The organism is Loktanella sp. R86503 (assembly GCF_042466455.1).
In the GTDB taxonomy this organism is placed as follows: Bacteria; Pseudomonadota; Alphaproteobacteria; order Rhodobacterales; family Rhodobacteraceae; genus Loktanella.
The window spans coordinates 1,184,947-1,202,839 of sequence record NZ_JAXHCI010000002.1; the positions used below are offsets into that span (position 1 = coordinate 1,184,947).

The window sequence follows — 17,893 nt, forward strand, 5'->3', positions numbered from 1 at the left end:
ATACCATCATCCGCAACGCATTTGGCGGCAAATGGCGGGGGCATGATCATTGGTCGCACCGCAGGTGTGGCGCAAGGTGTCGCTTTTCCATCGCCCCGCCCGCGCGGCCGCCTTATGCTGGCAAGGCAAAGGACAAGGGGCAATCATGGCGCTGGATCATAAAGGCGGGGTCTGGAAATCGGGTCGCGGCAAGGGACGGCGCACGCCAAAGGGGCGGCAGCTGGTTGACGCAGCATGGGCCGAAGTGCGCGCCCTGATCGGCGACGGGCCGCACCCCCGCGATATGCTGATCGAATATCTTCACCTTGTGCAGGATCGCTTTGGCCATCTGTCCGCCGCCCACCTGCGTGCATTGGCCGAAGAAATGCGCCTGTCGCAGGCCGAAGTTTACGAAGTCGCAACCTTCTACGCCCATTTTGACGTGGTCAAAGAAAACGAAACACCGCCCCCCGCCCTGACCATTCGCGTGTGCGATTCGCTGTCTTGCGAACTTGCGGGGGCACAGGCGCTAAAACAGGCGCTGACAGACGGGCTCGATCCCGCGCAGGTTCGCGTGCTGCGTGCACCTTGCATGGGCCGCTGCGATACCGCGCCTGCGGTGCATGTCGGACACCATTCGGTCGATAACGCCACGCTGGACAAGGTGACAGCGGCCATCGCATCCGGGCACACCCACGCCGATATGCCGGCTTACCAAGGTCTTGACGCCTACCGCGCCGATGGCGGCTATACCAAACTGGCAGAACTGCGCGATCACGGCGATTGGGACGCGGTGCAGGACAGCATCGCATCATCCGGCCTGCGCGGACTAGGCGGGGCCGGCTTCCCATCGGGCCGTAAATGGAGCTTTGTGCGATCCGAACCGGCCCCCCGCCTAATGGCCGTTAACGGGGACGAGGGGGAGCCTGGCACCTTCAAGGACCGTAAATACTTGGAAGACGCGCCGCATGTCTTTCTAGAAGGCATGCTGATCGCCGCCGCCGCCGTCGATGCGGCGCAGATCTATATCTACATGCGCGACGAATACCCCGCCGCGATCCAGATCCTGCGCCAAGAAATTGCCGCGCTGGAAGCCGCCGGCCTTGTTCCGTCCGGCTACATCGTGCTGCGGCGCGGGGCGGGTGCCTATATCTGCGGCGAGGAATCCGCGATGATCGAAAGCATCGAAGGCAAACGCGGCATCCCTCGCCATCGCCCGCCCTATGTTGCGCAATCGGGCATCTTTGGCCGCCCGACGCTGGTGCATAATATTGAAACGCTGGTCTGGGTTGCGCGCATCTGCCGTGAAGGGCCGCAGATCCTGTCGGATGTGGTGAAAAATGGCCGCAAGGGGCTGCGCAATTATTCCGTCTCTGGCCGTGTGGCGCGGCCGGGCGTCTATCTTCTGCCTGCCGGATCAACGATTGTGGATGTGATTGACGCGGCGGGCGGCATGGCTCCCGGCTATAGCTTCAAGGCCTACCAGCCGGGCGGGCCGTCGTCCGGTCTGCTGCCGGCCAGCGTCAACGATGTGCCGCTCGATTTCGACACGCTTGCCGACTACGGCACCTTTATCGGATCTGCCGCCGTTGTTGTGCTGGGACACACGGACAGCGCGCGCGGCGCGGCGCAGAATATGCTGGACTTTTTTGCCAGCGAGTCCTGCGGGCAATGTACCCCCTGCCGGGTGGGCTGCGAAAAGGCAGCGGCGTTGATGACCGCGCCGAAATGGGACGCAGATCTGCTAACCGAACTGTGTCAGGTCATGACCGACGCCAGCATCTGCGGCCTGGGCCAGGCTGCGCCAAACCCGATCAAATCGGTGCTTAATCACTTTAAGGACGAGGTGTAACGATTTGCTTTAATTGCGATATACAGCGCAGGTGCAACCCTGCCGCCGGATGTCGTTGCATAGCTTGTTCGCAGCCCGAGAGGTTTGCGCACCGACGCGCGCCATATAATAACCTTGCCGCCCCGACACGCGGTTGCGGGTAAAGATCAGGTCAAGCGGCTTGTCTGCAAGCGCCCCGCGGCAGGCTTGCGCCCGCCGTTCAAAGGCAGCGCGTGCCTGATTTTCCGTTGTGCCAAAGGCCAGTTGAACCCCCCAGGGCGCATAACTGGGCACGGGCGGTTTGAACTGCGTATAGCTGCGATTGTGCGCCATATCGTGACAGGCGGCGCGGAACGGCATGTCACCTTGAAGCCGGAAATCAGGGTCCTCTGGCGGGCTGTCACGCCATGTCTCTGCGGTCAGGCCGGTAATAATTTGCACGTAATCAACGGTTTCCCGCGCCAATCCTCCGTTACCGGCAATCAGCCCGGCCGCGCGGGCCTCTCCTCCGTTATAGGCAACGGCCGCAAGTCCGGGATTGCCAAAGCGGCGGATCAGATCGCCCAGATATTGCGCAGAAAACTCCAGCGCTTCCGCCGGATTATAGGGATCACGCAGCCCCCGCATTTCGGCAGTGCTGTCGATAAATTGCGCAATGCCGCGCGCCCGCGCAGGTGACAACGCATTAGGATCAAAGCGGCTTTCCTGCCAGATCAGGCGTGCGAAAAACGCAGGATCCATGCCGTTTTCCTGCGCGAAAACGTCAATCGCCTGGCAGGTGTCAGCCACGAAATGCGCAGGCCGGATGCATTGCACCGCACCGAATTGTCCGGTGCTACACAGCGTGCCTCCTTCGGCGCGGGCAAGGCCCGGCACGAACAGCAAAACAACAAGGCCGATCACGCGCAACATGGCCCCAGCTTAGACGCGGGCCGCGCCGCGTCGTCAACTGGCAGGGCGCACACTCTTTCCTTTGCCGCGCCCAGGTACTAGCTAAAGCCAACACTTATCCGCGAGGCAGCGCTCATGGCATTTTTCAAGAAGCTGAAGGACCGCATGTTCCGGTCGTCTGACAAGCTGGACGAAGGCTTGGACGCGATTGTTAGCGGGGGCGGTACCGCCCCCAAACCCGTTGCTCCCGAAACCGCTGCCCCCGAACTGTCAGCGCCGCCGCCTGTTCCCCAACCGCCCGCGCCAACCTCCGCCCCAACTCCCGCAGCGGAACCTGCGCCCACACCGCCCCCCGCCAAACCCGCCGGCATCCTTGGCCGCATGTTCGGCACCGAACAAAAAGAGGTTGTGCGCCGCACCCTTGATGATGCCATGGTCGAACAACTCGAAGAGTTGCTGATCGCCGCCGATATGGGGGTCGATACGGCCCTGCGCGTGACCGCCAACATGGCGGAAGGCCGAATGGGCCGCCGCTTGTCTGTGGACGAAATCAAGCAACTTCTGGCATCAGAGGTTACCCGCATCATGGACCCGGTTGCCCGGCCCATGCCGCTTTATAACCAAAAACCGCAGGTGGTGCTGGTCGTGGGCGTGAACGGCTCGGGCAAGACTACGACCATCGGCAAACTGGCCAGCCAGTTCAAAGCCGCTGGTAAATCCGTCGTTATCGCGGCGGGCGATACCTTTCGTGCGGCGGCGGTGGAACAGCTACAGGTCTGGGGCGAACGGGCCGGTGTGCCGGTCCTGACCGCGCCGGAAGGATCCGATCCCGCCTCGCTTGCCTATGATGCCATGACCAAGGCCCAGGCCGACGGTGCAGACCTGCTGATGATCGACACCGCAGGCCGCTTGCAAAACCGCGCCGATCTGATGGAAGAGCTGTCGAAAATCGTGCGTGTCATTCGCAAAAAGGACCCCGACGCCCCCCATAACACCTTGCTAGTGCTGGACGCGACGACAGGCCAGAATGCCCTGCAACAGGTCAAGGTCTTTCAGGATCTCGCCGATGTCTCCGGTCTTGTAATGACCAAACTCGACGGCACCGCCAAGGGCGGTGTGCTGGTCGCGCTGGCGGATAAATTCGGCCTGCCGATCCACGCCATTGGCGTCGGAGAGCAGATTGACGATCTCGCCCCCTTCGATCCAGAGGATTTCGCCCGCGCCCTTGTCGGGCTCGACGCATGACCTTTTCATCTGGCCGGAAAAACTCCGGGGGGCGGCGCCAGCCGGGGGGCTGGCCCCCCTCCAGGGGGCTATAATGGGCGACTGGCTCGTGCAGATCGCCGGCACACCAGAAGGCGCGCGGCTGGCAACGCTGCTTGCTCTGATGTCCGCCGTTGCGCACGCCGCCTTTGGCGCGCTGCAAAAAGGGCGGCATGATCCCTGGTTGTCGCGCGGGGCGATCGACGGCTGGCTGGTAGTCATTTCCGCGCCGGTCGCGCTGTTTGTCGTGCCTTGGCCAACGGGGCAGGTAGCGCTTTTGCTGGCAGGCGCGCTGGTAATCCACTTCGCCTACAAGGTCACGATGGCGCTATCCTATGAACGCGCGGCCTATACGGTTGTTTATCCCGTCGTGCGGGGCACCGGACCACTGGTCACGGTGCTGGCGGCAAGCGTAATTTTCCACGAACATTTTACGATGGTGCAATGGCTGGGTGTCCTGTGTCTGTCCGGCGGCATCCTGATGCTGGCCTTTGTCAACCTGCGTGAAAACAAGCTGGACCTGCGGGCCATGCAGATTGGTCTGCTTTGGGCCTTGGCGTCGGGTATCCTTGTTGCGATCTATACGACCTTTGATGCTTACGGCATTCGCCAAGCTGCTGATCCTTTTACGTTTCTTGCGTGGTTCTTCTTTGTGACCGCACTGGATTTCCCCATACTTGCCGCGATTCGCTACCAGCGAATGGACAATCCCCCCACGCTTGGTCCCCTGATGCTGCGCGGCTTCATCGGCTCGTTCATCGCATGGATCTCTTTCGGAGGCGTCATGCTTGCCACCCGCCTCGACAAAGTCGGAGAGGCCGCAGTGCTGCGCGAAACCTCGACCGTGTTTGCGGCGCTGATCGGCTGGCTCATTCTGGGTGAAACCGTGGGCAAGCGCCGGGCCGCGCTGATGGCATTGGTTGCCTTGGGTGCCGTAATCGTGGAAATGGGCGGCTAGAGGGAGACCAGCATGGCCACGCAACCGATCAATCCGTTCCTGAAACAGGTGCTGGAACTTGGCCCGACGGTCATGTTCTTTATCGTCTACACCCGGATCAAGGATGACGTCTTTACCATCGCCGGAACGGAATATTCGGGCTTCATCCTGTCGACCCTGATCTTTATTCCGATCCTGCTGGCGGCGATGGGCGTGCTGTGGTTCCTGACCAAAGAACTCAGCCGGATGCAGATTTTCACTGCCTTTATGGTGATCTTTTTCGGCGGGCTGACGGCCTATTTCAATGACGAGCGGTTTTTCAAAATGAAAACCTCGATCGTTTATGCTGTTATCGCGGCGGTGCTGGGTTTTGGTCTGCTGCGGGGCAAATCCTATATGGAATGGGCAATGGGCGCGGCCCTGCCGATGGAACACAAAGGCTGGATGATCCTGACCCTGCGCGTTGCGCTGTTCTGTGTCGCCTTGGCGCTGTTCAACGAATGGCTGTGGCGTACGCAATCGACAGATTTGTGGGTCAAGATCGAAACCTTTGCCTTCCCCGTCATCAGCATGATCTTCCTCGGATGGCAATTCTACGCCGTGCGCGGCTATATGATCGAAGAAGATACAGGCCCCAAAGCCTGACGGTTCATAGGTCTGACGGCTGAAGGACCAAGAGGTCTGAGCGACTAGACGCGGAATTGCCAGCACGCCTGAAAGCAGGCACGTCCGAAAGCCCAAAAACCCATAATTCCCGGCATTCACCCGAATGCCAGAAGCCTTATCGCATCTCGCGCAGCGCCATCGAATTATAGCGTGCAGCTGCACTGCTGCGCACACCCTGTCGCAGTTGGTCCACCAGTGCCGTACGCGCTGGCATCGTAAAGGCGATGCCGATCCGGTGGGCCGTGACCCAGCGCACAGTGCCAGTGACCTTTTCCGACAACACCTCTAGCGTGATGCGTTCGCCGCGCATGACGTTTTCAACACCTTCCAGACGTGCGCCGCCCTGATTGACGTCGATCAGCGTCGCCCTTTGCCTGCCGCGCGGCGTTATCACTGTCAGCACAAAGGCCGTCGGATAGCGGTGCCTGCGAAATTGTTGGTTCATGCTCATATCCCCTCGTGGACGATGCCACGCTAGGGCGGGGATATGAAAAATTGGTTAGGATGGTTTGGAAAAAAGCTGATCCTGCGCGCCCCGATCCTTAGCAAAATCCGCGCGCAGCTCTGCATGCAGGGCGCGGCCGCGCAGCACGGCGGGGCGGGTGCCGACCTGGTCCAGCCACCGCGCAAGGTGGGGTTTGTCGTCCAGCGTCTGCTGCTGGCCTTCCCACAGGGACGCCCAGCCCCAGCAGGCCATATCGGCGATGGAATAATCGCTGCCAGCGATAAATTCGTGTTGCGCCAACTGTTTGTCCATCACGCCATACAGACGCGCGACCTCTGTGCGGTAGCGGTTCTTGGCGTAGGGCAGATCATTGGGCGGGTCCATTGCGGGGGCGTATTTCAGGAAATGATGCGCTTGCCCCGCCATGGGGCCAAGCCCGCCCATCTGCCACATCAGCCATTGATCAACGGCAATCCGGTCCCGCTCTGTCCGGCCGCCGAATTTGCCGGTTTTGCGCGCCAGATATTGCAAGATTGCACCGGATTCAAAGATCGAGATCGGTGCCCCATCCGGCCCGTCCGGGTCGGTGATCGCAGGCATGCGGTTGTTGGGGGAAATCGCAAGGAAATCCGGCTTAAACTGATCGCCTTTGCCGATGTTCACCAGATGCGTGGTATAGGGCAGGCCGAACTCTTCCAGCGCGATGGACACTTTCCAACCGTTCGGGGTGGGCCAGAAATACAGATCAATCGGGGCGGACATGGCGGGCCTTTCGCAACAGGCGGCCAGGGTCAGCCGCGTCTGCGATGGTAGTTCTTCAGTGCCGTTGCGCAATGGCAGACTTCGGCGCGCATGATCTGGCAGTACAGATCAATGCCGCCCCGCAGGATGCGCCAGAACAGACAAGCCTTGCCGCCACGGTCACAGGCCAGCGCGGTGCGGGCGGAAAAGGTCATGTCGGCAGGGCCAAAGGTAGCACGGTTCAGCACCAGCGACATGCGAAACAGGATGACTTCGGTAATCTCGTCCTCCATCACGTCGGGGGGCAAGGCAAAGGCGTCTTGCAAACGGGTCCGAAACGGACGGCGGCGGTCTTCGGTCGTCTGGTAGGTCATGGGCAAACCCGCGCTACATCTTGTGTTCCCGTGAGGTAGCGCGATTTCGTAACCGGTCCGTGACACCAGCGCCCGCCTTGACGCAGTTTTGCGCGCCGCCTATAGCGGTCCGCGTGGTGATTTGATGCCAGATTGCGGGCCACGTTAAACAATTCGCTAAAAGGGTAAGGGGTTTGCCCCGATACCTGTCGGTGTCGGGGTTTTTCTTTGCCGGAAAGGGCACGCCATGACCGAATGGAACAAGCGCACCAAAGCCGTTCACGCAGGCACGCGCCGCAGTCAGTACAACGAAGTCTCGGAGGCGATCTTCCTCACACAGGGATTTGTCTATGACACCGCAGAGGATGCGCAGCAGCGGTTCCTGAAGGCGGGCGAGGATGAGTTCATCTATGCCCGCTATGGCAACCCGACGACCGCCATGTTCGAAGACCGCATCGCCGCAATCGAAGGGGCCGAGGACGCCTTTGCCACCGCATCGGGCATGGCGGCCGTATCTGGCGCTTTGATGTCGATGCTAAAGGCCGGCGATCATGTCGTCAGCGCCCGCGCGCTGTTCGGGTCCTGCCTTTATGTGCTTGAAGAGGTGCTAACCCGCTACGGCGTCGAAGTCACATTCGTTGACGGCACCGATCTTGCGCAATGGAAAGCAGCCTTGCGCCCCGACACCAAGATCGCGTTTTTCGAGTCCATCTCGAACCCGGCGCTGGAAGTCGCTGACCTGCCGGCTATTGCTAAACTGGCGCATGACGTTGGCGCGATGGTCATGGTCGATAACGTTTTTGCAACCCCGGTCTATTCCCGCGCGCTGGAACTGGGTGCAGACGCCGTCATCTATTCCGCGACCAAACATATCGACGGGCAGGGGCGGGCGCTGGCGGGTGTGATCCTTGGCAGCAAGGACTTCATCCGTGGCACGGTCGAACCCTATATGAAGCATACCGGCGGATCCATGTCGCCCTTTACCGCGTGGATGCTGGTCAAGGGGCTGGAGCATATGGATCTGCGCGTTCGGGCCCAAACCGCCAGTGCGCTGCACATCGCCAAAGGGCTGGAAGGACACACCAAGCTGACGCGCGTCATCTATCCGGGACTGGAAAGTCATCCGCAGCACCAGCTGTGCATGGATCAGATGGGCGCGGGCGGCACAGTGCTGGCAATTGATGCCGGATCGCAAGAATCGTCATTCAAGTTGCTGAATGCGCTGAATATCTTTCTGATCTCTAACAACCTTGGTGATGCGAAGTCCATTGCAACGCCCCCTGCGTCAACAACGCACCAGCGTTTGCCCGACGATCAAAAGGCGCATCTGGGGATCACGCCCGGCCTGATCCGCCTGTCCATCGGGCTGGAAGACCCCGATGATCTGCTGCGTGATCTGCATGCGGCGCTTGACGCGGTCTAAGCGGATGTCGCACCCTTGTGGTGCGACATTATGCCAAACTGTCGCAATAAAGGTGGAAAACGGGTCGTGAAGCCCCACTTAGCGGGGTGAGAAACGCAAAAGGTGAGTGCCGCCATGAACATCCAGTCCCGTGACCTTGATCGCGAGCCGACCCGTGCCGAGGCAGAGGCGGCCCTGAGCCTGTTGCGGCGATGGGCCGGTGATGCGAGCGCCGAGGAAATCGTGACGCTTGATCCGCAGATCGGCAACCTTTTGCCCGGCCAGCCCGCGACGGATTATCCGGCGATGGCGCGGACTTACCCCGATGATTTCGTTGTCGATGCCGCCTACAAGGCGACATTGCCCGACCTGCAAAATGGCCCTACCAGCCTGATCCGTGGCGCACAGCGCCAGATCCAGCATGTCGGCATTTCCAACTTCCGCCTGCCGATCCGGTTCCATACCCGCGATGCGGGCGATCTGACGCTGGAAACCAGCGTAACCGGCACCGTATCGCTTGAGGCGGAAAAGAAAGGCATCAACATGTCCCGCATCATGCGGACATTCTACAAACATGCCGAGGAAACATTCAGCTTCGAAGTCATCGAGCGGGCTTTGGATGCCTATAAGACCGATCTGGAAAGCTTTGATGCGCGCATCCAGATGCGGTTCAGCTTTCCGATGAAGGTGCAAAGCCTGCGATCCGGCCTGTCGGGCTATCAGTATTACGATATCGCGCTGGAACTGGTCGAAACAGGCGGTTTGCGCCAAAAGATCGTGCACCTTGATTACGTCTATTCCAGCACATGCCCGTGTTCGCTGGAATTGTCCGAACATGCCCGCCAGTTCCGCGGTCAGCTTGCCACACCGCATTCCCAACGCTCTGTCGCGCGGGTGTCGGTCGTGCTGGAACCCGGTCAGCAAACCGCATGGTTCGAGGACCTGATCGACATGGCCCGCGCCGCCGTGCCAACCGAAACGCAGGTCATGGTCAAGCGCGAGGACGAGCAGGCCTTTGCCGAGTTGAACGCCGCGAATCCGATCTTTGTCGAAGACGCCGCCCGTTTGTTTGCCGAACAGTTGCAAATGGACCCGCGCATCGGTGATTATCGGATCATCGCCAGCCATCAGGAAAGCCTGCACAGCCATGATGCCGTGTCGGTCCTGACCGAAGGTCCGACCTTTGCCGCGCGGTCCATCGACCCGCGCCTTTTTGCGTCACTTTTCCACATCGGTTAGGGCAGAACGCGCAGGACGCTTGACAGCGGGGCGGGGCCGATGCACCTCGGTTGAATGATTGACCTGCGCCCTGTTGGATATGTAATCGGCCTGTTGGTCGCCACGTTGGGGCTGACCATGCTGCCGTCATTCATGGCGGACTTGCTGGCTGGCAACGGGCATTGGCCGGTCTTTCTGGAATCGGCGATCATCACCTGCCTGACCGGCACCTTGCTGGCCATGTCCTGTGCAAATGGTGTCAGCGCGGGCCTGACGGTTCGGCAGACCTTTCTACTGACCTCGACCATCTGGATCACGCTGCCGCTGTTCGGTGCCATCCCGTTCATCATCGGTGCGACGAACTGCGATTTCACCGACGCCTATTTCGAAGCGATGTCAGGCCTGACCACCACCGGCGCCACCGTGCTTGGCGGGCTGGAGGCGCTGCCGGAAGGGATCAAGCTGTGGCGCGGCACCCTGCAATGGCTGGGCGGTATCGGTATCATTGTCGTGGCCATGGTATTCCTGCCTGAACTGCGCGTCGGCGGCATGCAGATCTTCCGCTCTGAATCCTTTGACACAATGGGTAAGATTTTGCCCCGCGCCGGTCAGATCGCATCGCGCATTTCGGTGATCTATGTCGGCCTGACGCTGGCCTGCGCCTTGACCTATGCCGCGCTTGGGATGCCCACATTTGACGCAGCGGTGCATGCCATGACGACCCTGTCCACGGGCGGCATGGCGAACAGTGATGCATCTTTCGGAATCTATGGCGCCGGCGTCCACTATGTCGCGACGTTTTTCATGTTCAGCGCCGCGCTGCCCTTTGTGCGCTATGTGCAACTGATGGGCGGCTCTGCCAGACCGTTGATGCGCGACAGTCAGGTGCGCACCTTTATCTGGATCATCATGGTCTGCGTGTTGATGATTACCGCCTGGGTTTGGGGCCGTGAAGGGCACGTGTCGGAACTCGCCTTCCGCGAAGCGCTGTTCAACGTCGTCTCGATCATTTCCGGCACGGGCTATGCCAGCGCGGATTATATGGCCTGGGGCACCTTTCCGGTGGTCATGTTCTTTTTCATTGGCCTGATCGGCGGCTGCGCCGGATCGACGGCCTGTTCGATTAAAGTCTTTCGCTACCAGCTGCTGTTTGCCTCGCTCAAGGCGCAGATCCGGCAGATCCACTCGCCCCATGGTGTGTTTGTGCCACGTTACGACGGGCGTCCCGTCGGGCAGGACGTGCTGAACTCTGTCATGGCGATGTTCGTGCTTTATATTCTGCTGGTCGGTATCTTCTCCGTGTTGCTGGGCCTGACGGGGCTGGATTTCATCACGTCGGTGTCTGGCGCGGCCACTGCACTGGCCAATGTCGGCCCCGGTCTGGGGACGCAGATTGGCCCTGCAGGCAATTTCGTGGGCCTTAACGATACGGCCAAATGGTTGCTGTCGGCCGCAATGTGGATTGGCCGACTGGAAATCATGGTGGTGCTGGTCATCCTGACGCCCCGCTTCTGGCGGGAATAATGCGCCCTTCGGCGATGATCGCCGCAGGGCAGGGGATCAGGCGGTGACAACCCGCGCCGGCACTGGCGCAAGAAAGCGGTCCAGCAGATAAGACATCAGCAAGGTCATCCCGACGTGACCGACAAACGACGACTGGGTGTAGGTGCCGAAATCCATCATAAAACTGCGCCCGATAAAGGGGGCCAGAATGCCTTGGGCAACGAACCACAGGATCAGACCCGACACCAGCCCGGTCAGGAACACACGGGCCGGCATCATCAGGCGGACCAGATAGACAATTACGCCAAACCCGGCGGAACCGATTACAAAGTGGATCGGGAACGCGGTCAGATGGGAAATCTGCAAACCCGCCAGTTTTTGCGTCAGCGCAATCACGAGGTTCGACGGCTGCAGGATCACATCAAACAGCAGCGGCGATACCAGCCAGGCGTAAAGTTCGAATGTGACCTCTCCGATCAGTCCGGCGGCGATGACAGATGCAGCGATCTGCATACGAGAGGAGGCATGGGGTAAAAGCATTGATCGGGTCCTTTGCTGTTGGCTTCATAGCGAAGCACACAGCTAGGAGGGGAGCCGCCGCAGCACAATGAACAGTCCCCTGACGCAAATTCCCGTTTGCGCGACGTATGTTACCGTTTTGCGATCAGGACGCGCCGCCTGCATCCTGTGCGGCGGCCTGTTTCCATTCGGGCAAGGGAAAGAGCCAGTCATAGCCCCAGTTAAAAGCGTAGGCATAGCCCATGTAGAACAGGGCAAACGACACATCCATCACAAAGGCCTGCGCCAGCGAAATCTGCAGATACCAAGCGATAAATGGCATCAGCGCCACCAGCAGCCCGCCTTCGAACAGCACAGCATGCAACACCCGCATCCCGCGGGATTTAAGGGTGCTGCCAGACTTTCGCTTGAGCCACAGATCAAACAGGAAATTATAGACGACATTCCACAACATCGCGATCGTTGCGCTGACAACGCTGATGACACCGATATCGTGCATGGGCTGGTGAAACACAAAGGACGCCAGCGGAACGATCAGCAGCAGGGCAAGTACCTCGAAGCTGATGGCGTGACGGATACGGTCGGCTAGTGTGCGCATGACACCCTCTGATTAGGTGCCGGGTCGTCCCGGCTATGATCATGTTCCAGAGGTCGTCCTCACCCCTTACATGACCCGAGCCGAGTGCAGTTTCAACCCTACCAGCAGCTGACCAGCACCGTGCTTTCGGCGGCGCGCAGGGTCAGGGTTTCGGGCGGCATGAAGGCCAGCGTATCGGTTGTTTCTGCCGCAATCCCTGCATCCGCCAGCGCCGTGACGATGCGGCCCGCGTCAAGGATAAAGCTGACGTCAGGCGGTAATACCTGCCCGTCCTGCGTGCCTTTCGGCAGCAGCATACCCAGCACCGCACCGCCGTTGTCAAACACCGGCCCGCCCGCATCACCGTCGCGGGCGGGCAGGGCCAAACGCTTTAAATCTTCTTCGCCGTTCAGACCCCGAATATCGGCCAGACGGCCAAAGGTCAGCGTCGGCGTCACCAGCACACCGCCATAAGGAAATCCGGCAACGGCGACTTCGGTTTGCAAACGTGGCACCTGTGTCTGAAAGGCCGCGATGGATTGGGGCGATAGCGCCTCGTCCGGGGTCAGCACGGCAATGCCAAGGTCTGCATCCGCCAGCGTCACGGTCGCGGGGTGGCTGCCGTCGATGCTGATGTCGGTGCAGGATTCCACGGCCGCCGCATCGGTCAGCACGCGCCCCTGACCGTCAATGTAAAAGCCGGTCCGCGACAGCTTTGGTTTGCGGATTTGCAGGCCCGCCACCAGATCAATCGCCTGATCCTCGTCAGGGCTTGCAATCGCAGGGTCCAGCACGCCGTCGATGGCGGTAAAGCTGGCTTTCATCTCGTCCCGGATGCGGTCAAAGCGGGCGGTGTCGCCGGCAGGCCAGACAAGGGCAAAGCCTTTGATCTGTCCGTCTTGCAGCCGGGCCGAAACATAGGACTGCACCTCTGCGCTTGTCCCTGCGATTTCAAAGCTGTCATCCTTGCGGCTACGCTCGCCCTCTGGCGGGAAAATCGCCAGGGTCTGAAGGATCTCATAAAGGCCGAACAGGCGGTTCTGATCGCCGCTTTGGCTGATCAGCAAAACCTGCGCAGGAATATCGCCCTTTGCGCCAAAGCGGGCGAAAGGCGGCTCGTATTTGGTAAAGCTGACAACGCCGGTGGGGATCATAACCTGTACCCCGGCAGCGGTGTCGCGCACCAGTTGCAGGTTCATGCCGTCCAGTACGCTGTTATAGGCACCCACCAATTGCGCGCGCTGCGCCGTGGTCAGCACGCCGGTCGGGGTGAAGCCCTGCGCCAGCTGCCATGCTTCCATTGCGCCGCGGGTGCCGCGGCCAAAGGCACCGTCAACGGCGGCATCATAGAAACCCGCCCAGCCAAGGGCCGTTTGCAGCAGTTCCTTTTCCGTCTGGCTTAGCGACTGTTCGGATACGCGGGCCTCTTGCACAGTTTCATCGGGCAGGGCTGCGGGCTCCGGCGCGGCGGGGGCGGCTTCAATGATTTGCGACCCGGTATCCTCGATAGCCTCTGCCTCTACCTCTGGGGCAGGGGCGGCCACCACAGGGCGTGCCTCGTCCGGGGCGGGCCAGTATTGATCGCCAAAGCGTTCCCCGTTTGTCAAAAAGGCATCGGACGGGGCCAGACCAATCTGACGCAGAACACGCAGGGCGTCATTGGCAGCCTCTCGATCGGCGTAGGGGCCCATGACAACGGCAAACCAGCTGCGGCCAAGGCGGTAGCCATAGACGTTGTCGGTCTGGCTGGCATAGACCCGCACCCGCGTATCGGCGGCCGTTTGGGTCGGCTGCGCCTCTAGCTGGATATAGGTGCCGGCGGGGGCCTGAGCGAGCGCGATTTGCGATGTCAGGCCAAAGCCTGCGGCTGCAATCCAGATTGCCAATGGTTTCATCTGCTTACAGTCCTTCACAACTTCGCACACATCATACGCGCGCGCTTTTACCAGACCGGCCCCGGCTTGCAGCACAATTCGGCGTGTTCCCGCGCAAACTAAGGCGCTGTGGCACGATTGACCCTTTGGCCTGCGCGGCCTATGCAACACCGACTTTGCAAAGAGGGCGAGATGTCAGGCCAACCGCGCAGTTTTCAAGAGATCATCCTGCGGCTTCAGTCCTACTGGGCCGCGCAGGGCTGCGCCATGCTGCAGCCATACGACATGGAGGTCGGTGCAGGCACCTTCCATCCCGCAACCACCCTGCGGGCGCTGGGGTCAAAGCCTTGGGCCGCCGCCTATGTGCAGCCATCCCGCCGGCCGACCGACGGGCGCTATGGCGAAAACCCAAACCGGTTGCAGCACTATTACCAATATCAGGTCATCATCAAACCAAGCCCGCCGAACCTGCAGGATCTGTACCTCGGCTCGCTTAAGGCTATCGGTATCGACGCAGCCCTGCATGACGTGCGCTTTGTCGAAGACGACTGGGAATCCCCGACGCTGGGTGCCTGGGGCCTTGGCTGGGAAGTCTGGTGCGACGGCATGGAAGTGTCGCAGTTCACCTATTTCCAACAGGTCGGCGGCCATGATTGCAGCCCCGTGTCGGGCGAATTGACCTACGGGCTAGAGCGTTTGGCGATGTACGTCCTTGGCGTCGATCACGTCATGGATATGCCGTTCAACGATCCGGACGCGCCGACACCGCTGACCTATGGCGACATCTTTTTGCAGACGGAACAGGAATACGCCCGTTGGAACTTTGACGTGGCCGATACCGACACGCTGCTACAGCACTTTAAGGATGCAGAGGCCGAATGTGCCCGTATTCTGGAACAGAACGCGGTCGATCCGAAAACCGGCAAGACCATCCGTATGGCGCATCCGGCCTATGATCAGGCGATCAAGGCCAGCCATCTGTTCAACCTGCTTGACGCGCGCGGCGTAATTTCGGTGACGGAACGCCAGGCTTATATCGGGCGGGTGCGCAATCTGGCCAAGGCCTGCGCCGATGCCTTCGTGCAGACGCCCGCTGGCGGTGCCACGGTATGATCGCGAAAATCTGGATTATCTTCATCATGTTGACAGCCCTGATCGCCGGTGCCGCCCTGTATTACCTGCAGGTCTACGCCTATTACGTCGAAATCGACCCGCAGGACGCAAATGTGCAACTTGTGTCCCTGACCAGCGGCAACGCAGAGCCGATTGCGTTCGATAACTTCAAGGCGATCGACAGCGACAGCAGCCCGCTGCGCTATCGCGCCTGCTATGACATGCCCGCCAGCCTTGCGATGTTGACGGAAACCTATGAAATCGCGGACGAGGCTGCGCCCCGCGTTGCGCCGGGCTGGTTTGACTGCTTTGATGCGAACCAGATCGGTGACGATATCCAGGCCGGCGTCGCGATCGGCTTTGTTGGCCAGCATGACGTCAAATACGGCATTGACCGCATCGTCGCCGTTTATCCCGATGGCCGGGCTTATGCCTGGCACCAAATCAACGCCTGCGGAGAGGTCGTCTTTGACGGCAACCCCGCCCCCGAAGGCTGCCCAACCCCGCCAGAAAGCACGCGCTGATGCCTGATCTTCTGATTGAACTCTTCTCTGAAGAAATCCCCGCCCGTATGCAGGCGCAAGCCGCTGCCGATCTGCAAAAGCTGGTCACCAACGGACTGGTCGAGGCTGGCCTGACCTATGCCGCCGCCGCCGCCTTTGCGACGCCGCGCCGTCTGGTGCTGTCGATCGAGGATCTGACCGCAGAAAGCCGCGCCGTGCGCGAAGAGCGTAAGGGCCCCAAGGTTGGCGCGCCGGAAAAGGCGCTTGAAGGGTTCCTGCGGTCCACCGGCCTGACGCTTGACCAGCTGGAACAGCACGACGACAAAAAAGGCGCGTTCTACGTTGCCGTGATCGACAAGCCGGGCCGCAAGGCCGCTGACATCATCGCCGAAGTGCTGGAACAAACGATCCGCAATTTCCCTTGGCCCAAGTCGATGCGCTGGGGCAACGGCACGCTGCGCTGGGTTCGCCCGCTGCATTCGATCCTGTGCATCCTTGTGGGTGACGACGGGGCAGAGGTCGTGCCGATGGACGTCGACGGCATCGCCGCCGGCAACACAACACGTGGCCACCGCTTTATGGGGCCAGACGCCTTTTCTGTAACCTCTTTTGAGGATTACGAGGCGAAGCTGAAGCGGGCCAAGGTTATGCTGCGCGCGGATGAACGCGCTGATGCGATCTGGCAGGACGCCACATCGCAGGCCTTTGCCAATGGTCTTGATGTCGTGGAAGACCGCGGTCTGCTGGCCGAAGTCGCAGGTCTAGTCGAATGGCCCGTCGTGCTGATGGGGCGGATTGACGACCAGTTTCTGGACCTGCCGGCAGAGGTTCTGCAAACCTCGATGAAAGAACATCAGAAGTTCTTTTCCGTCCGTGACACGAAATCGGGCCGGATCGAACGCTTTATCACTGTGGCCAATATCGAAACCGCCGACGATGGCGCGACGATCCTGAACGGCAACCAGCGTGTGCTGTCGGCCCGTCTGGCGGATGCAAAGTTCTTTTGGGACAACGATTTGCGTATTGCCAAGGCTGGGATGCAGCCTTGGCTGGACGGACTGGCAAACGTTACCTTCCACAACAAGCTGGGCAGCCAGCGCGACCGGATCGACCGGATCGCCGCCCTCGCGCGTGACATCGCGCCGGTTGTCGGTGCTGATGCGGATCAGGCGTTTGAAGCCGCGCAGATTGCCAAGGCTGACCTGCGGTCCGAAATGGTCGGGGAATTCCCCGAACTTCAAGGACTTATGGGCCGCTATTATGCGCTGGCCGCTGGCCGCGCCGAGGCTGTCGCCGCTGCGTCCGAGGCGCATTGGAAGCCGCAAGGCCCGTCCGACATGGTGCCCACCGCGCCCGTATCCGTCGCCGTCGCGCTGGCTGACAAACTGGACACGCTGACCGGTTTCTGGGCGATCGACGAAAAGCCGACAGGGTCCAAAGACCCCTTTGCGCTGCGCCGCGCCGCGCTTGGCGTCATTCGTCTTGTGTTGGAAAACGACCTGCGCCTGCCATTGGGTCGAATTTTCGGCGAAAATTCGTGGTCGCTATCGCTGCTGTCCTTCTTTCACGACCGCCTGAAGGTCTATCTGAAAGACCTGAACATCCGCCACGACGTCATCGACGCCTGTATCGCGATGCCGGGCAGCGACGATCTGACCTTGCTCGTCAAGCGGGCAAAGGCGTTGCAAGCGACGTTGGAAACTGACGACGGTGAAAACCTGATCCAGGGCTTCAAACGCGCCAACAACATCCTGACGCAGGCCGAAGAAAAGGACGGCGTTGAATATTCCTATGGCGCGGATATCAAATTCGCCGAAGAGCCTGCGGAAAAGGCATTGTTTGCCGCATTGGATACCGCCGAAGCCCAAATCGCACCCGCGATGAAGGCAGAGGATTTCGGCGCAGCGATGGCTGCGATGGCCACCTTGCGCGGCCCGATTGACCAGTTCTTTACCGATGTGCAGGTCAATGCGGAAAGCCAGATCTTGCGCCGCAATCGTCTGAACATGTTGTCGCGGATCCGGCAGATTTGCCTGTCGGTCGCGGATTTGACGAAAATCGAAGGGTAACGCTGCGAC

17 protein-coding genes and 1 riboswitch are annotated in these 17,893 nt (G+C 60.5%); of the genes, 10 read left to right on the plus strand and 7 right to left on the minus strand.

Going from position 1 to position 17,893, the window contains the following annotated elements; genetic code table 11:
* The first annotated feature begins 145 nt into the window (after positions 1–145).
* Entirely contained in the window at positions 146–1,831 is a 1,686-nt protein-coding gene (locus SJY10_RS06760) for an NAD(P)H-dependent oxidoreductase subunit E (protein WP_386680841.1), read from the plus strand.
* Positions 1,832–1,840: 9 nt separating this feature from the next.
* Here the strand turns inward: SJY10_RS06760 and SJY10_RS06765 are convergent, their stop codons facing one another.
* Entirely contained in the window at positions 1,841–2,722 is an 882-nt protein-coding gene (locus SJY10_RS06765; protein ID WP_386680843.1) for a lytic transglycosylase domain-containing protein, read from the minus strand.
* Between the two features lie 114 nt (positions 2,723–2,836).
* On the opposite strand from SJY10_RS06765, the gene ftsY reads away from it, so the two are divergent.
* The 3 genes from ftsY (at position 2,837) to SJY10_RS06780 (ending at position 5,546) form a co-directional block, all read left to right on the plus strand.
* Complete coding sequence (gene ftsY, locus SJY10_RS06770) at positions 2,837–3,946, plus strand: signal recognition particle-docking protein FtsY (RefSeq protein WP_386680845.1); 1,110 nt, start codon at positions 2,837–2,839, stop codon at positions 3,944–3,946.
* A gap of 73 nt (positions 3,947–4,019) precedes the next feature.
* Positions 4,020–4,922, plus strand: coding sequence for an EamA family transporter (locus tag SJY10_RS06775; RefSeq protein ID WP_386680847.1), 903 nt, complete (start codon positions 4,020–4,022; stop codon positions 4,920–4,922).
* 12 nt (positions 4,923–4,934) lie between these two features.
* Positions 4,935–5,546, plus strand: coding sequence for an inner membrane-spanning protein YciB (locus SJY10_RS06780; RefSeq protein ID WP_386680849.1), 612 nt, complete (start codon positions 4,935–4,937; stop codon positions 5,544–5,546).
* Between the two features lie 136 nt (positions 5,547–5,682).
* Here the strand turns inward: SJY10_RS06780 and SJY10_RS06785 are convergent, their stop codons facing one another.
* The 3 genes from SJY10_RS06785 to SJY10_RS06795 are packed head-to-tail and all read right to left on the minus strand — an operon-like array spanning position 5,683 to position 7,127.
* Positions 5,683–6,012, minus strand: a complete 330-nt coding sequence (locus SJY10_RS06785) for a PilZ domain-containing protein (RefSeq protein WP_386680851.1) — start codon at positions 6,010–6,012, stop codon at positions 5,683–5,685.
* 54 nt (positions 6,013–6,066) lie between these two features.
* A complete protein-coding gene (locus tag SJY10_RS06790; protein ID WP_386680853.1) occupies positions 6,067–6,774 on the minus strand; it encodes a glutathione S-transferase N-terminal domain-containing protein in 708 nt (235 codons plus the stop codon).
* Between the two features lie 29 nt (positions 6,775–6,803).
* The gene (locus SJY10_RS06795) at positions 6,804–7,127 is read right to left on the minus strand and encodes a hypothetical protein (protein WP_386680855.1); all 324 of its coding nucleotides are present in this window, start codon (positions 7,125–7,127) and stop codon (positions 6,804–6,806) included.
* Between the two features lie 103 nt (positions 7,128–7,230).
* Positions 7,231–7,308, plus strand: a riboswitch (SAM riboswitch).
* A 45-nt stretch (positions 7,309–7,353) separates the two neighbouring features.
* Between SJY10_RS06795 and metZ the strand changes: the two genes are divergently transcribed.
* The 3 genes from metZ to SJY10_RS06810 all read left to right on the plus strand — a co-directional run bounded on the left by metZ (position 7,354) and on the right by SJY10_RS06810 (position 11,250).
* The gene (gene metZ / locus SJY10_RS06800) at positions 7,354–8,529 is read left to right on the plus strand and encodes an O-succinylhomoserine sulfhydrylase (RefSeq protein WP_386680857.1); all 1,176 of its coding nucleotides are present in this window, start codon (positions 7,354–7,356) and stop codon (positions 8,527–8,529) included.
* A gap of 114 nt (positions 8,530–8,643) precedes the next feature.
* Entirely contained in the window at positions 8,644–9,747 is a 1,104-nt protein-coding gene (folE2, locus tag SJY10_RS06805) for a GTP cyclohydrolase FolE2 (RefSeq protein ID WP_386680859.1), read from the plus strand.
* A 54-nt stretch (positions 9,748–9,801) separates the two neighbouring features.
* Positions 9,802–11,250 carry a TrkH family potassium uptake protein gene (locus SJY10_RS06810; protein WP_386680861.1) on the plus strand — a complete coding sequence of 483 codons (1,449 nt, stop codon included), beginning with the start codon at positions 9,802–9,804 and terminating at the stop codon, positions 11,248–11,250.
* Between the two features lie 36 nt (positions 11,251–11,286).
* On the opposite strand, the gene SJY10_RS06815 is transcribed toward SJY10_RS06810, so the two are convergent.
* The 3 genes from SJY10_RS06815 to SJY10_RS06825 form a co-directional block, all read right to left on the minus strand.
* The gene (locus SJY10_RS06815) at positions 11,287–11,769 is read right to left on the minus strand and encodes a hypothetical protein (RefSeq protein ID WP_386680863.1); all 483 of its coding nucleotides are present in this window, start codon (positions 11,767–11,769) and stop codon (positions 11,287–11,289) included.
* A gap of 124 nt (positions 11,770–11,893) precedes the next feature.
* A complete protein-coding gene (locus tag SJY10_RS06820; protein ID WP_386680865.1) occupies positions 11,894–12,346 on the minus strand; it encodes a PACE efflux transporter in 453 nt (150 codons plus the stop codon).
* A gap of 98 nt (positions 12,347–12,444) precedes the next feature.
* Entirely contained in the window at positions 12,445–14,220 is a 1,776-nt protein-coding gene (locus SJY10_RS06825) for a trypsin-like peptidase domain-containing protein (protein WP_386680867.1), read from the minus strand.
* A gap of 171 nt (positions 14,221–14,391) precedes the next feature.
* Here SJY10_RS06825 and SJY10_RS06830 point away from each other — a divergent pair, with 171 nt between their 5' ends.
* Genes SJY10_RS06830 through glyS form a run of 3 tightly spaced genes read left to right on the plus strand, consistent with a single transcriptional unit; the run spans position 14,392 to position 17,884 of the window.
* Positions 14,392–15,312: a glycine--tRNA ligase subunit alpha gene (locus SJY10_RS06830; RefSeq protein ID WP_386680869.1), complete on the plus strand. Its 921-nt coding sequence runs from the start codon at positions 14,392–14,394 to the stop codon at positions 15,310–15,312.
* A complete protein-coding gene (locus SJY10_RS06835; protein WP_386680871.1) occupies positions 15,309–15,836 on the plus strand; it encodes a DUF6446 family protein in 528 nt (175 codons plus the stop codon). The genes SJY10_RS06830 and SJY10_RS06835 overlap by 4 nt, the downstream gene beginning before the upstream one ends.
* Positions 15,836–17,884, plus strand: coding sequence for a glycine--tRNA ligase subunit beta (glyS, locus tag SJY10_RS06840; RefSeq protein ID WP_386680873.1), 2,049 nt, complete (start codon positions 15,836–15,838; stop codon positions 17,882–17,884). The genes SJY10_RS06835 and glyS overlap by 1 nt, the downstream gene beginning before the upstream one ends.
* Positions 17,885–17,893: the final 9 nt, after the last annotated feature.